General features: G+C 39.4%; 11 protein-coding genes. 1 reads left to right on the top strand and 10 read right to left on the bottom strand.

The window, feature by feature from the left end; all coding sequences use genetic code 11:
- Positions 1-308: 308 nt before the first annotated feature.
- The 9 genes from A2U94_RS17245 to dppA all read right to left on the bottom strand — a co-directional run bounded on the left by A2U94_RS17245 (position 309) and on the right by dppA (position 9,454).
- Positions 309-1,028 (bottom strand): serine hydrolase, encoded by a 720-nt coding sequence (locus A2U94_RS17245; protein WP_025908188.1) that lies wholly within the window; start codon positions 1,026-1,028, stop codon positions 309-311.
- A gap of 62 nt (positions 1,029-1,090) precedes the next feature.
- Positions 1,091-2,101: an ABC transporter ATP-binding protein gene (locus A2U94_RS17240; RefSeq protein WP_025908189.1), complete on the bottom strand. Its 1,011-nt coding sequence runs from the start codon at positions 2,099-2,101 to the stop codon at positions 1,091-1,093.
- A gap of 12 nt (positions 2,102-2,113) precedes the next feature.
- Positions 2,114-3,022: a C40 family peptidase gene (locus A2U94_RS17235; RefSeq protein ID WP_062954733.1), complete on the bottom strand. Its 909-nt coding sequence runs from the start codon at positions 3,020-3,022 to the stop codon at positions 2,114-2,116.
- A gap of 17 nt (positions 3,023-3,039) precedes the next feature.
- Positions 3,040-3,966, bottom strand: a complete 927-nt coding sequence (locus tag A2U94_RS17230) for a S66 peptidase family protein (RefSeq protein ID WP_062954732.1) — start codon at positions 3,964-3,966, stop codon at positions 3,040-3,042.
- Positions 3,967-4,068: 102 nt separating this feature from the next.
- The gene (locus tag A2U94_RS17225; protein WP_062954731.1) at positions 4,069-5,688 is read right to left on the bottom strand and encodes a peptide ABC transporter substrate-binding protein; all 1,620 of its coding nucleotides are present in this window, start codon (positions 5,686-5,688) and stop codon (positions 4,069-4,071) included.
- 43 nt (positions 5,689-5,731) lie between these two features.
- A complete protein-coding gene (locus A2U94_RS17220) occupies positions 5,732-6,730 on the bottom strand; it encodes an ABC transporter ATP-binding protein (RefSeq protein ID WP_062954729.1) in 999 nt (332 codons plus the stop codon).
- Between the two features lie 7 nt (positions 6,731-6,737).
- Positions 6,738-7,682 carry an ABC transporter permease gene (locus A2U94_RS17215; protein WP_035320101.1) on the bottom strand — a complete coding sequence of 315 codons (945 nt, stop codon included), beginning with the start codon at positions 7,680-7,682 and terminating at the stop codon, positions 6,738-6,740.
- 2 nt (positions 7,683-7,684) lie between these two features.
- Complete coding sequence (locus A2U94_RS17210) at positions 7,685-8,614, bottom strand: ABC transporter permease (RefSeq protein WP_062687185.1); 930 nt, start codon at positions 8,612-8,614, stop codon at positions 7,685-7,687.
- A 15-nt stretch (positions 8,615-8,629) separates the two neighbouring features.
- Complete coding sequence (gene dppA / locus A2U94_RS17205; protein WP_062687186.1) at positions 8,630-9,454, bottom strand: D-aminopeptidase DppA; 825 nt, start codon at positions 9,452-9,454, stop codon at positions 8,630-8,632.
- Between the two features lie 319 nt (positions 9,455-9,773).
- On the opposite strand from dppA, the gene A2U94_RS17200 reads away from it, so the two are divergent.
- Positions 9,774-11,069 carry a purine/pyrimidine permease gene (locus A2U94_RS17200; protein ID WP_197473418.1) on the top strand — a complete coding sequence of 432 codons (1,296 nt, stop codon included), beginning with the start codon at positions 9,774-9,776 and terminating at the stop codon, positions 11,067-11,069.
- Positions 11,070-11,111: 42 nt separating this feature from the next.
- Here the strand turns inward: A2U94_RS17200 and A2U94_RS17195 are convergent, their stop codons facing one another.
- On the bottom strand, positions 11,112-15,287 hold the full coding sequence (locus tag A2U94_RS17195) for a C39 family peptidase (protein ID WP_082823078.1): 4,176 nt from the start codon (positions 15,285-15,287) through the stop codon (positions 11,112-11,114).
- Positions 15,288-15,347: the final 60 nt, after the last annotated feature.

Genomic DNA, 15,347 nt, shown 5'->3' with positions numbered 1-15,347 from the left:
CAGTTCACGGACGTACTTACAAATTAGTCGGTTGTTAAAAGCAGCACCGTGGAAATCCGCACACATTTGGATTCGAAAAATAGCAGGAAGAGCTGTCCCGTAAAGGTTTAACCGTCTCTGTCGCCCTCGCCAAAGGTTATAGTGAAAAAATGGATGATTACTACCTCTGTTCACGTGTCTTCATTTTTCTTCTCAAACGGAAAAATAAGAAAACAGAAAATTCAGTCAATATTTATGCGACGTTAGTGAAATCTATTATATAAAAAATCTGTGAAAGTTTGTATAGGATGAATGATTGATTATACAATTTATTGAGTAAGCACTTCGCTAATAATCCGACCGAGATCTGCAATTAGCCTCCGTCCATACTCGTTATGTTCAAGTCCATCAATTAATACCACAGCATAGCACCTTTTATGATGCGTAAACAGCACACCGCAATCGTGCGTTATTCCGCGCAAATGTCCAGGTTTATTTAAAATAAAACACTCTTCATTCAGCATAGAAGGTAGTTTATCCCGCATTCGCTGGTTAAGTAAGCTTCCTTTTAAAAAGTCACGCGAATCTTTAGAAAGAACGTCCTCTCTATAGAGTACTTTCAGACATGTAAGTAAGTCCGCTGCTGTTATGACGTTATCTCTTCCTTCCGCGGAAGCTTGAATATCCATCATCTGACGATTGAGCTGGGTGTTTTCTAACCCTAAATCATTAATACAAGCTTGTATGCGGTCTTGTCCCAAAAGGTCAATTAACATATTTGTAGCCGTATTATCAGAAAGAATGAGCATCAACAAAACTAGCTCTTTCACTGTAACGGTCGGTAAGTAGGGATACACATGTAAGATTCCATCTCCTCCTACAAGATCCGATTGTTTAACCGCGATGGTCTGCTGAACTAAAATAACGCCGGAATCAATTTGGCGACACGCTTCAACTGCAATGAGCAGCTTAATAGTACTAGCAGACGGATACACGTTTGTCGCTCCTTGCTCGATCCTTTCTTCAGGAGTTTCAAAGAGATAGCTCACTCTCCCCCTATACATGGACGACCATTGCCGAACGGTAAAACGAATTTTTTCTTCCACTAGACTCATAGTTTGCTTGCTGCAATTTCAGAGGTTAAATCTACAATCCCTTCGTTATAAAGGTGACACGCCACAAAATGATTCTCTCCAACCTCCTGCCACTCCGGTTTCATATTTGCACACGCATCCATCGCAAACTGACATCGCGTTCGAAATACGCATCCAGATGGCGGATCAATTGGGCTTGGTAGCTCTCCTTGTAGTACAATGCGTTCGCGCGCATCTTCAATATCAGGGTCTGGTATTGGAATGGCGGATAAAAGGGCTTTTGTATAAGGGTGTAATGGTTTGTTATATAATGAATTACTTGTTGTCAGTTCAACGAGATGACCTAAATACATAACGCCAATACGGTTGCTAATATGCTTAACCATTGACAAGTCATGAGCAATAAATAAATACGTAAGCCCTTTTTCTTCCTGCAATTTCTTCAGTAAATTAACAACCTGAGCCTGAACCGATACGTCCAAAGCGGAAATGGGCTCATCTGCAATAATACATTCGGGGTTTAGAGCTAAAGCCCGTGCAATGCCAATTCTTTGACGTTGCCCCCCACTAAATTCATGAGGATAGCGATTGGCATGATCACGATTCAAACCAACATCTTCTAAAAGTTCATAAACGCGCTCTAAGCGCTCTTTTTTATTAGAATATAACCCGTGCACCTCCATGGGCTCTGAAATGATTTCCCTTACTGTAGACCTTGGGTTTAAGGACGCATACGGATCTTGAAAAATCATTTGCATATTTCGCTGAAACGTAAATTTCTCTTTTTCAGATAGTTTATGCACATCTTTCCCTTTATAAAGTACTTCACCGCTCGTTTTCTGATAAAGACCAATAATCGTCCGTCCTGTCGTTGACTTTCCGCATCCAGACTCTCCTACTAATCCAAACGTTTCACCTTTTTGAATGGAAAACGAAACATTATCTACAGCCTTTAATTCTTTATTTTTAGCAACAGGAAAGTACTTTGTCATATTTTTCACTTCGAGAATAGGCTGTTTCTTTGTCATTTCATTTCCTCCTTATGTCCAGTAGCGACGTATTGCGCAAATTTCATCTTCGTATTCCATTCCTTTAATAGGAATAACCTCAACAGTTTTACCCGTTTTCGGCGAATGAATGATTTGACCATTTCCATAGTACATAGCCACATGATGTACAAAACCCTTTCCTTGTTCGTAAGCAAAGAATAATAAATCTCCTGGCTTCATTTCTTCATATGCAATCCCTTTGCCACTTGTAGCCTGATCGCTTGCATCGCGAGGAATCGTATATCCATTCGCTTTATGAAGGGAGTAGGTAAAGCCTGAACAGTCAAAGCCATATGAGCTCATTCCTCCCCATAAGTAGGGAAGGTCTAGAAATCGCTTTCCCTCCAACACGAGATGCTCTCCCGATTTTGTTGGATGCTGTTCTGTATCAGCTTGAACTACATTAACATCCTTAGTCAGGAGGAGACCTTTTCCAAGCGGCGTCTCTACTTCAACATGTTCGTTTAGGTGTTGAAGCACAGGTAAAGTCGTTCGATAGCTAAGCATCAGCTCTGTTTGATTATTAATTACTAAAAGCGTTTTTTTGGCCACTACCTGAGCATATGAGTCTTGTTTTTGTACCTCTACTGACTTTAATTGACTTGCGGGAACCCAACCAGGATACCCTGCATCATTCTTTTTAGAAGGCTGACTTGGAATAAAGACGTAGCACCAATCTCCCTCCTGCTTAATAACCTCGACCTTTTCACCAAATAAAAGCTGCGTTTGGACAAGGTTTTCGTTGCATAAAGCGAGACGTTTTTCATACGTTAAACGATATAACCACTCTTCTATATCAACAGGTGCTTCTAGTGCGACCTTATCAAGGCTGCGAGGTGATTCTGTAGATGTCCACACCGTTGCAACTGACACTGTGACAACGTATCTCTTAGCATCCATTGTATCCTCTCCCTTTATTAATCTACTTTCACGCCGGCTTCTAACTCTACCATTCGCTCATAGGTTGACATTGTTGCATACGCCCCAACAGGCACCGCAATTTGTGGCGAGCAGTGTCCGATTAAGAACCCTTTCATAATCGGCTTTTTCAAACCTTTTAACGGCTGTAATAAAGCTTCTTCTAATGATAAAGAGTTTTCTTTTTTTAACGGTTCACACTTATGAAAATCGCAAAGCATAATGCCTGCTGCGTCTTCAAATTTCCCAGCAAGCTTTAACTGCGTCATCATCCTGTCAATGCTGTACGGCTCTTCTTCAATATCTTCAATAAATAAAATCTTGCCCTTCGTATCCACTTCAAACTCTGTACCGAGTGAACTTGCTAATAACGTCAGGTTGCCACCAATTAGCTGGCCGCTTACCTCCCCCTGTTCGATAATCTGGAGCGGGGTAATTTGGTCAGTATAATATGTTGGCTGAGGGGTAAAAAGCTGTTGAAAAGACTGCTTTGTTTGTTCTTTTACATCATCTTTTCCGATATCAGATGACAGCATTGGCCCGTGAAACGTAATAAGTCCTGTTTTTTGAGAAATAGCCGTATGTAAAAATGTAATATCGCTATAGCCCCAGAATATCTTTGGATTGTCTTTAATGAGCTCATAATCTAGTAAATCTGCCATTCTAGCCGTTCCGTAACCACCGCAAGCACAAATAATCCCCTTGACGTTTGGAGTAGCAAAAAAAGCATTAATATCCCCTGCACGCTGTTCATCTGTTCCTGCAAGGTAGCCATTTTTTTCATAAACTGATTTTCCAACTTGAACCTGAAGTCCTAAGCTTTCTAGGTACGCAATTCCCTTTTTTAACTGCTGTTCTTTTGGTGGGCTAGCTGGTGATACAACGCCGACGATATCTCCTTTTTTTAAAGCAGAAGGTTTCATCATTTAAAAGCACCCTTTCCCTTTATGTAATGAAGAGGCTGTGCGAAATAGAGAAATTGCTCCCATTTTGCACAGCCTGCTTATTCACTACTTTATGAACGATGTTTATTTTTTATCCGCCCATTTTAACTCTAAGTAACCAACTGGATGACGAACAATTCCAGATACGTTTTCGTTTGTCAAAAATACGTAGTTATAGAAGTGAATTGGGATAATTGGCATTTCATCAAATAATAGTTTTTCAGCTTCATACATTAGCTCAAATCGTTTCTTTTCATCAGCTTCATTCTTTGCTTGTTGAATTAATTGATCATATTTTTCATTACTCCAAGCCGTACGGTTCATTAAATGGCCTGTTTGGAAGTTTTCTAAGAAATTGATTGGATCTGCGTAGTCAGCTAAAAACGAACTACGAGATAATTGGAATTTCAGTGCTTTTTGCTCTTCTTGGAATACGTTCCACTCCATGTTCGCAAGCTTCACATCAACACCTAAATTTTCTTTAAACATTTGTTGCAGTGCTTCAGCAATTTTCTTATGCGTATCATCTGTGCTATAAGTTAGCGTGACTTGAGGTAGCTTATCGTATCCTTCTTCTTTCATTCCTTTTTCTAAAAGCTCTTTTGCTTGTTTCACATCTGTTTTGACAAGATCACCGCTTGTTTCACGGAAATCAGAGCCGTTAGCATCATTAAACCCTTTTGATACAAAGCCATAAGCCGGCTCTTCTTTGTTTTTCGTTACATAGTTAACAATTTGGTCTTGATCCACAGCTAAAGCAAACGCCTTACGAATATTGACATTTTGGAACGGCTCTTGATCTAGATTAAGACGATAGAAATAAACACCTGCTTGATCTTTAATGTCTAGACTATCATCTTTTAACAACTGATCACTTAAATCCGCTGGAATTTCAGATACATCAAGCTCACCGTTTTGGTACATTTGATATTCTGTATTTGTATTTTCCACCATTGCCCAGTTAACTTTATCTAACTTCACACTTTTCGCATCCCAATACTGATCGTTTCGCTCCATAACGATATTGCTGTTATGCTTCCACTCTGTCAGCTTAAATGGACCATTTCCAACGAAACTTTTCGCTTCAGCAAACCACTTAGGGTTTTCCGTTGCTACTTTTTCATTGATTGGGAAAAATGCAGGATTTGCAATGACGCTTAAAAAGTACGCTTGTGGACTCTTTAACGTTACTTCAAACGTCTTATCATCTACTGCTTTTACTTTTACGTCCTCAGCTTTTCCTTTTCCTGTATTAAACTCTTCTCCACCTTCAATAAAATAGCCTAGGAAAGCAGCTGGAGAGCCTGTTTCAGGGTTTAATAATCGTTTCCATGCAAATTCAAAGTCTCCTGCCGTTACGTCATCACCATTCGACCACTTTGCATCTTCACGAATATGAAATGTATAAACTTTACCATCTTCTGATACGTCCCATTTCTCAGCGATTGCTGCTTCTGGTTCATGCTCTTGCCCTAATCTTGTTAAGCCTTCCATTAAGTTGTTTAACATTTGCCAAGAGTACGAATCAAAACCAATTGGTGGATCAAAAGAAGTTGGTTCTGCACCGTTATTCATATACAATACTTTACCATCTTCCTTCTTACTACCACCTTCAGGCTCGGCACCTGAATCGCTTGTTGCCGTACAGGCAGCGAGCGCAAATACTAAAATAGACATCATCGCGACAGACATAATTCGTTTCATCTTGTTCCCCCTGTTCTCTTTACCTATTTATGTATCTATAAGGCTAGCTTATAGTAGATACTAGTTTTTTGGCTCTTTCATCTTGCAGCCAACAGCTGACTGAATGCTCATTCCGAAACAAAATTTCACCAGGATACACGCGATCACACACTTCCATTGCGTAAGGACACCTAGCAGCAAATGAGCATCCAATAGGAGGTGCAAATAAGTCTGGCGGCGAACCAGCAATTGGCACGAGGTCTCCACCACTCAAATCGAGGCGTGGCACAGACTGTAAGAGACCTTTTGTATAAGGATGCTGCGGTTGATAAAAAATATCTCTCCGCTTTCCTGCTTCAACGATTTTACCTGCATACATGACGGCTATTCGGTCTGCGACTTGGGCCACAACTCCTAAATCATGCGTAATCAAAATAATGGATACACCTGTTTTTGCTTGAATCTCTTTAAAAAGCTCTAAAATTTGAGCTTGAATCGTTACGTCTAAAGCCGTTGTCGGTTCATCGGCAATGAGTACTTCCGGTTCACATACAAGAGCCATGGCAATGACAATCCGCTGTCTCATACCTCCGCTAAATTCATGAGGATATTGTTTCAAGCGCTCTTTTGGATTTGGAATTCCAACTAAATTAAGCATGTCTAGTGCTTTTTTATTCGCTGCTTCTTTTGTAATATTTTCATGCTGCATCATGCTTTCTGCAATTTGTTGCCCTACCGTAATTGTTGGGTTCAATGCAGTCATTGGATCTTGGAAAATCATTGAGATATCCGCGCCGCGTATCTTTCTCATTGCCTTTTCAGAAAGCTCTGCTAAATCCCTTCCCTTAAATAAGATTGATCCTCTTGTAATCTTTCCTGGAGGATTTGGAATCAACCTCATAATGCTTTGAGAAGTTACGCTTTTCCCACATCCTGACTCGCCTACAATCGCGAGCGTTTCGCCTTTATATAAATCAAACGACACGCCTCTAACCGCTTGGACCTCACCGCCATATGTAGCGAATTTCACAGTTAAATCTTGAACTTCTAAAACTTTTTCCACTGCGCTTCTACCTCCTTAACTTTGGATCAAGAGCATCTTGTAAACCGTCCCCTAGCACGTTAAATGCAAACATGGTAATGGAAATAAAGAAAGCCGGGAAAAATAAGCGCCACCAATAGCCAGATAAAATAGAAGATAAACCGTCGTTTGCCATTACCCCCCAGCTGGCAAAAGGCGCTTGAACACCTAATCCTAAAAAGCTTAAAAACGCTTCGGCAAAGATAGCTGTTGGAACCGTTAATGTCATTTGAACAATAATGGGTCCCATTGTATTAGGTAACAAATTTTTCTTAATAATTCTGGCTGTTTTTGTGCCAAATGTTTTGGAAGCAAGCACAAATTCATAGTTTTTTATTTGCAGAACCTGCCCTCGGACAATTCGGGCCATTCCAATCCACCCTGTCACGGAAAGTGCAAGGATGATGGTTGATAAACCAGGTCCCATCACCACCATTAGCAAGATGACGACTAGCAAGTAAGGAAGACCATATAGGACTTCAACAATACGCATCATCACGTTATCTGTGCGACCGCCTTTGTAGCCAGCAACTCCTCCATAAATAACGCCGATTATAAAATCAATTAAAGCAGCCATTACTCCAACGAATAATGAAATTCTTGCTCCATACCACGTTCGAGTAAAGACATCCCGTCCTAAATCATCTGTTCCAAACCAGTGTTCTTTTGAAGGTGGCTGATTTTGATTCGCAAATGCCGTTTGCGTGACGCTGTGGGGAGAAATCATCGGTCCCATAATGGCCATGATGACTAATAAAACTAAAAAGATTAAACCTAGCATTGCTAGCTTGTTTTTCACTAATCGTAGCCATGCATCATGCCAATAAGACAAGCTAGGACGCACAACAGCTTCAGCCTCGGTGCGATCTTTTTGCTTTGGTACAAACCATTCATCAGGAATGTTTACTGGCTCTTGTGCTTTCAGATCACTCATGCTCATCCTTCCTTTCGATGTAGTTTAATTCTTGGATCTAAAATGCCATAGGCAATGTCTACTAAAAACAGCATAAAAATTAAAATGGCGCTATAAAACACTGTCGTTCCCATAATGACCGGATAATCACGCGTGTTTATACTGTCAACAAAGTATTTTCCCATACCAGGTATAGCAAAAATCTGTTCAATAACAAACGTCCCTGTCAATACGCTAGCAGCAATTGTTCCCAACACCGTTACAACAGGAAGCAACGCGTTTCGCAAAGCATGCTTAAATACAATCTTATAGGGGGAAAGCCCTTTAGCTCTTGCTGTTCGGATATAGTCTTGTGTTAACACTTCAATCATACTTGCACGGGTCAAGCGCGCGATAATAGCCATTGGCCCCGTCGCAAGAGCAAGGGTTGGTAAAATCATATGCTTCGGGCTCGTCCATGTAGCAGCCGGCAAAATCGCCCAATCAACGGCTAGCTTTTGAATAAGCAGCGTTGCCATAACGAAGTTGGGAATCGAGATTCCGATAACAGCAATCGTCATAGCTAAATAATCGACAATTCCATTGCGGCGTAGTGCAGCTACAATTCCAAGCGCAATACCTGAAAATACAGCTACAAGTAAAGTGATCATTCCAAGTTCAAAAGAAACGGGAAACCCGCGCCCCAGCAAATCATTTACTGTTTGAGACGGCTGCTTAATTGATGGTCCAAAATCAAACGTAACAATGGATTTTATGTACATAAAATACTGGACAATTAATGGCTCATTTAAGTGATAGTACGACTCTAGATTTTCTTGTACAGCTTCACTCGTAGCTCGCTCTTCGTTAAAAGGTGAACCTGGTATAGCATTCATTAAAAAGAAGGTTAATGTTACAATGACCCACAATGTGATAATCATTGAAATAAAGCGCTTCACTATGTATGTCTTCATTTTTAATCACACTTTCTAACAAAATGTAGTTCGCATCGCAAGTTCTGTCATAACAAGCATCGCTTGATATGCTTCTAAAATATCTTTCGCTTGAAAGCTAACGGTTGTTGAATTAGGCTCAATTTTTGTACCTGGCATTAAATTGGCCCATTCCGCTTGACCATAATTATTAAATTCGATTCTCAAGGTTGGTTGGGTTGGTGGTAATAAAGGGTTGACTAAGTGTTTGTTTTGAATAGCAATTTCAACTTTTTCTTGAAGTAATTGTTCTGCTTTCTTAGGAGTAAGTGTTTGTGCTGCAGAACGAGAAATGGCTTTTTTAACAATTGCTGTCGTAATGTTTGGAATGAGTGATGTCGCTTCGGTGGTTGTATAATCATCTCCTGCTACAAGTAAGATGGGCACTTCATAATATCCTGCGACGTAAGCATTAAATCCGAGCTCACCAACGGCTACGTCGTTTATATACATATTTCGCACTCCGAAAGTCATAGCATGTGACATAACACCAGGCATTCCAGCGCGTGAATGGTATCCAATAAACATAGCTCCAGCAAATGAATCATCAAGACCTTGAACCATTGAATATGGCTTAACGCTTCCTGAAATTAAAACGGCTTCAGGATGTAGGTCTTCAACTAACAGGTTATTCATACTTGAGTGGCTATCGTTTACAACCACTTCTGTACATCGGCTTTTTAAAGCAGCTGTGATGACAGCATTGGCTTCTTTCGTCATAATGCGCCTACTGCGCTCATAGTTTGCTTCTTGTAAAAAGACGTTGCTTTGATCCACGAGACCAGTAATTCCTTCCATATCAATAGATACGTATAGCTTCATCTTTACACTCCCTTCTTTGTTTAAAGAGTTAATTGTAGTAAATATTAAGAAAATTATAAAATATTTATTCAATTTTTTCAATATAATATTTATTGTTTTTGGAATAAGTTGTTTATTTCTGTCTATCTCTCTATTTACCCTACATATTTCGTCAATTTTTGCACCGTTTCTTTACCTGCGTCGATATACCTACAGCATTTGTTTTCTAGATTAATATAGAGATATCGCTTTCAAAACAACGATTTCGTGGTAAAATGTAAAAAGTTACTAGCTAAAACAAACTAGATTTAGACAGATTAAACATGAGGTGCATACTATGATTCGTACGTCCATTGCTTCTTTACAATGGTTTTTATTTATGATTTCTAATAGCATTATCATTCCAATTGTCATCGCTTCTCAATTCAACCTTTCACCAACAGAATCCATTGAATTTTTACAGCGGACGCTTTTCATTCTTGGAGCATCAGGCTTACTTCAAATCTTCATCGGACATCGATTACCAATTATGGAAGGCCCAGCTGGCGTTTGGTGGGGCGTATTTTCCCTTTATGCCGGCTTAGGAACAGTTTTATTTGGTTCGGGAACGGAAACGCTTCAGGTTTTACAATTCACGATGATTACAAGCGGGATTATTGCTTTATTAATGAGTGCTTTTGGCCTTATTGATAAGCTAGCAAAATATTTTACCCCAACCGTAACGGGTACTTATTTAATTTTACTAGTAGCACAGCTAAGCGGTTCATTTTTAAAAGGGATGCTTGGCGTAACAAGCGATAACCCTACTATTAAACTTCCAGTCGCGTTAGCTTCAGCTGCTATTTTACTATTGGCTTTTTATATGCTGTCACATCCGCTATTTAACAAGTTTAGTATTATTGCAAGCATCGGCATTGGTTGGGGACTGTTCGCCCTTTTAAACTTAACGGATCAAATTACGTTTCAACCCAACCTCTTTTATATCCCTGAACCGTTTGCTTTTGGCCCCCAAAAAATAGAATGGAGCATGGTAACAACTGCTTTCTTTGTTACGCTTATCTTAATTACAAACATGCTCGCTTCCATACGCGTCGTTGAATCTGTTTATGAACGTAACGGGACAAAAACAAAAGGAAGCTATATCAAACAATCAGGCATTGCTTCAGGCATTAGTCAATTACTTGGAGGCGTTTTCTCTGGTGTCGGGGCAGTTCCAATTTCGGGGTCTGGAGGCTTTATTTCAGCAACTGGTATATACAGTCGTTTACCGTTTATCGTAGCGTCGTTCTTATTATTATTTGTGAGCATTTTTACTCCGCTCACTTCCATTATGTCTAGCTTACCAACAGCCGTGGGCTATGCTGCTATTTTCCCTGTCTTTGCGAGCATGATTGCATTAGGCATGCATGAGTTTTCCAATACATCTGCTCCTTATCAAGCCATGAAAAAAGCTGGAATTCCTCTATTCGCAGGAATTGGAGTTATGTTCTTACCTTCGGAAGCTTTTTCTACACTGCCTCCACTGGTAACGACATTCTTGAGCAACGGTTTGGTGTTAGGTACGCTCATTATTCTTGTTATCGAAGTGTACTCATCTTTTCAAGAACGCCGCCTTTCTAAGAAAAGCAGCCAATAAAAAAAGTGCTTTGCATATGTAGCTGCAAAGCACTTTTTTCATTTACTTAACACGTAGCAAACGAAGATCTTCGTCTCCTTTTGCCATCTCATAAAACTGGCCGCTTTCATCTTGTTCCAATACAAGGTGAAGCTCTTGTTCCGCTTGTTTTATATCTCCTATACTCGCTAGGTAACAAGCTAAATTGTAGCGAATAAACAGGTCATCTTCTTCCTCTAATCGCTTTGCCATAAGCTCCGCTGCAACTTGTGTCTGCCCCGTTAAATGATAGGCAATACCAAGCTCTACATACAGCAAGGTGTTCGTTTGGCCATTTTCAACTCCTTCATTGAAAATGCCAATGGCTTCATCATAACGTTCTATTCGATTATATAGCTTTCCTAATCCAGCATAAACGTTGGGATCATATTTTTGCTGCTTTAAAAGTTGTTTAAACTTTTCCTCCGCTTCTACTTCACTTCCTTGCTCACCGAGTAGAATCGCTTGATATAATAAGAAATCAAAGTTGTAAGGCTCTATATCTAATAAAAATTCGAGAAAGGATAAGCCTTTTTTTATGCTCTCATCATCATGATCGAGATTGATGATAATATGCATTAAATGATGTCCAATACTAAGGTCTTCCGTTTCTTTTAACTTTCTCTCTAACAAAGCAATAGCTTCGTCTTCCATCTGCCTTTCTTCATAAAAACTTGCTAGCGCATGCACGGCTTGTACATTTGTACGGTCTAGCTTTATAGCCGTTTCATGTAATTCAATGATCATACCGAAAAGTGCAATCATTGTTGCTTTTTCTTTAAACTTTTTAATCGTACGCTTTAGAAATGCGCTTTCCTCTTCTACATCATTAAATTCTTCGACTACTGCTTGCAGTGCGACCGCTGTATTCATATAGATAAATGCCTTTTCTTCCTTTGGGACATTTAGTTTCTTTAAATGAGTAGACAGTGTCAAAAGTTCTTTTCGGGATGGGAAGCATTCCAGCCACGTTGCATAAAACAGCTCTTCTTCCACGTTTTCTTTAATGAGGGTTAGCATAACCAACTTCGCTTCTTTAAGATTTCCTTGTTGAATACACCAATTTGCATAGTGGTGCTGTACGGCTTGTTGATTTGGACTCATCTCTAGCGCTTTTAACAAGTACTTTTCCTCTTGGTCTTTATCACCTTTCGCACCATATACATAAGCTAAACTATCCATAACCCATCCTTGAAGTGAAGGTGTGTCAACGGTTTCTAAATAGTTAATGAGCTCTGCATAGTCGGATTCTGTCTTACACAAATGTGATAAACGCTCCATATTCACATCTAATGGATCGAATTGCAGTACGGTATATAGGTAATCTCTTTCTGCTGCTTCATCTTCTTCCATTCGAGCAATTAGTATTAAGTTCTCATACGCACCGCTGTTTCGACGATCATAATACACGCTTAGCTCATACGCTTCTTTAGCTTTTCCAACTAAATCCATCTCTTTGTAAACTTCACCTAATCGATAGTATGAAAAGCCATTTGGTTCAACTCTCAGCGTCTCTTCATAAAGAGCTATCGCTTCATCATATCGCTTCTCTTCTTCTAACAGTACGCCAGCATAGCATCCATAAAGAATTTCTTTTGGATTCATTTTCCATTCTTGTTTTAAGAAGGTAACTCCTCGTTCTAATTGATCAAAATCATTCATAAATCCAACATACGATTCTAAAGCTTGATCTAAATCCGTCTCTAGGCCAGCAAGACCTTTTTCAATGAGAGAGATTCCAACCTCTACCCCCTCTTGAAGGCCGTTTTCTTTGCAAAAATGTACCAACGCATTCCCAGCGTCTAAATAAGCATCTTGATCGTACTCTTCAGCTATTAAAGCTTGTTCATACAGCTTTAAAGCTCCCGATAAACGGCCAGCTTGCAGATAAGCATAAGCAAGGCCATTTTGAAGCATTGGCGTATCAGCATTTGCAAAGAGCTGAATTGCTTTTTCATATTCTTTGTTTTCAATATAGAGATCTCCAAGAAGACGTGAGAGCGTTTCGTTGCTTTCGACTTGCTTAATTCCTTCACATAAAATAGTCTCAGCTTTTAACGAATCGTCTTTTTCATGTTGATACCAATCCGCTAACGAAATGTACGGGTAAAGCATATCAGGCTGCAGGTGCTTTGCTACCATAAAGCCTCGATAAGCTTTTTGTCCTTTTTCTAAGCGCTGATCACACTTAGCGCGTTCATACCATAGAAATGCGTCTGTGCGATCATGACGCAATAACTCATCGAAAATAGTTCGAGCTTCTTGAGTCTTTCCGAGGTCATTTAAAATCAGTGCATGATTAACTTTTGAAAATGGCTCTTCATCATAAAAGCTTAGTGAAGTATGAGACAGTTCAAAAGCGTAATCAACATCGTCTTTATAGAAATATGCAAGAGCCAAATAGCTCAGTACAAGATGCTGCTCAATATCTAGCTGCAATGACCGCTGAAAATACGTAATTGCCTGCGTATACTGATCATCTTCAAAATGAAGCCTACCTTTTAAGTAATAATAAAATGAACTCGTTCGTTTTTCTTTAACTTGTTGCAAGAGCTCACCTGCTTTTTGTTTTTCACCCGTTCGGAAAAACGCATAAGCTGTGTGTAGCCTAATATAGTCATTGTTTGGATACGTAGTAAGCAGTTTGTGTAACCACTCGAACGTAACTTGACGACTATCCTCTCGAAAAATGTGCTTAATGCCAAACAAAGGAGAAAAAGGAATATCTCCATGTGACTCTAGAAGCGCTATTAGCTGTTGAATATAACGCTCTTCATCCTGCTCAACTAGCTCTGTTATGCGATATAATTCTTTAAAAAAATAGTGATCACGCTCTGAAAGAAACGCAAGTCCTGCTTCTTCTTTACAAATAGCAATTGATAAATAGCCTGAGTTTACGTAAGCTCGTTCAAACTCACTATACTCAACCAGCTGAGGATTTAAAAAATTAGGATCCTGTACATAGAAAGCCTGTAGCTGATCATTATAACCATATACCACTTGAACATGTGAAGCATGCTCAAATTCTACGCTAACAAGTATTGGTGTACCGTTATGAAGCAGTTGCTTATACGTCTCTATAGTCCCTGTGAAAAAACGACAGCTATAGCCTAGACTTTCCGTATACTCCACCGCGGTTGAAAGTTTTGAACCAAGTTGGCTATAAATATGTTCAGCAATTTCATCTTGTGTCTTGGGTTGGTTAAATAAGCTAAGAATCATGCTTAAGCTTGCCGGAACGCAGTAGTTATCTTTTTGAATAATAGGTTTAATGGGTAACTTCACAGCTTGTCCATCATTCATTAATTTTGCGTACGGCGTATTTTTCAAACTCTCTTCTTGCTCTACTAATACCTGTAGCTTGCTTGCATTTTTTAAATAAAAATAGGCTTCTGCTTTGAGCTGTGTAAAATAAGAATGATACTCTTTTGTAATGAGTATTTGTTCCAAGTCATTAACAGCCTCAAGAAGCTCCTCATAGCACTGTAAATCTTTTAGTTTTCTAACTTTCTCCATATATAATGCAGGTAGCTGAGGATACATGCCCAAAGCTTCATTAATCGTATGTAAAGCTTTATCATGCTCACCTTTTGCAGCGTATAGGTCCGCCAAAAATAAAAAGCACATATCAGACTTTTTATTTTCACCGATACCCTCGCTTAAATAATATTCTGCTTTTTCCCATTCGCCCGTTTGAATATAAAAATAGCCCCATTTATCAAACATTTCGGTTTCGTTGTATTGCTCGACTTTTTGCATCCATTCTTTCGCTTCATCAAACCGCTTAATTTCTAACAGAATACGTACCATTAGGAAGTAAGCCGTTTCAATTTGTTTTGGTGTAACTGTATTTAAATCTGTAGTTTTTAATAATAAATCCAATTCTCGCTTTGCTTGTAGCGTCTTTCCTTCACGAACAAATTCATCATATAAAAAGACAGCCATTTGAAATGTGCCAAAATGGCGATAAGCGTATCGAGTAACCACGCTACTATATCGATACATTAACCCGTCATCTAATAGACGAATGAGCTCGTATAAATCATCGCTCGATTGAAACTCAGCAAGCTTTTTCCTTAGAGTAAGGTGTGAGGGTGCCTTTTCAAGCTGTTCTAATTCTAAGCGCACAGATTGAAGTCCATCAACAATCCGATGCTCTTCTACATAATTTTTCAACTCTTTTACCGTAATCTTCATCATTCTAGCCACCTCATCTATTCCGCAACCAAATCTTTTAACAGCTCTAATGGTCACTTAACT

The organism is Bacillus sp. VT 712, assembly GCF_001614195.1.
In the GTDB taxonomy this organism is placed as follows: Bacteria; Bacillota; Bacilli; order Bacillales; family Bacillaceae_H; genus Priestia; species Priestia flexa.
This window is presented reverse-complemented; position numbering and strand designations above follow the sequence as displayed.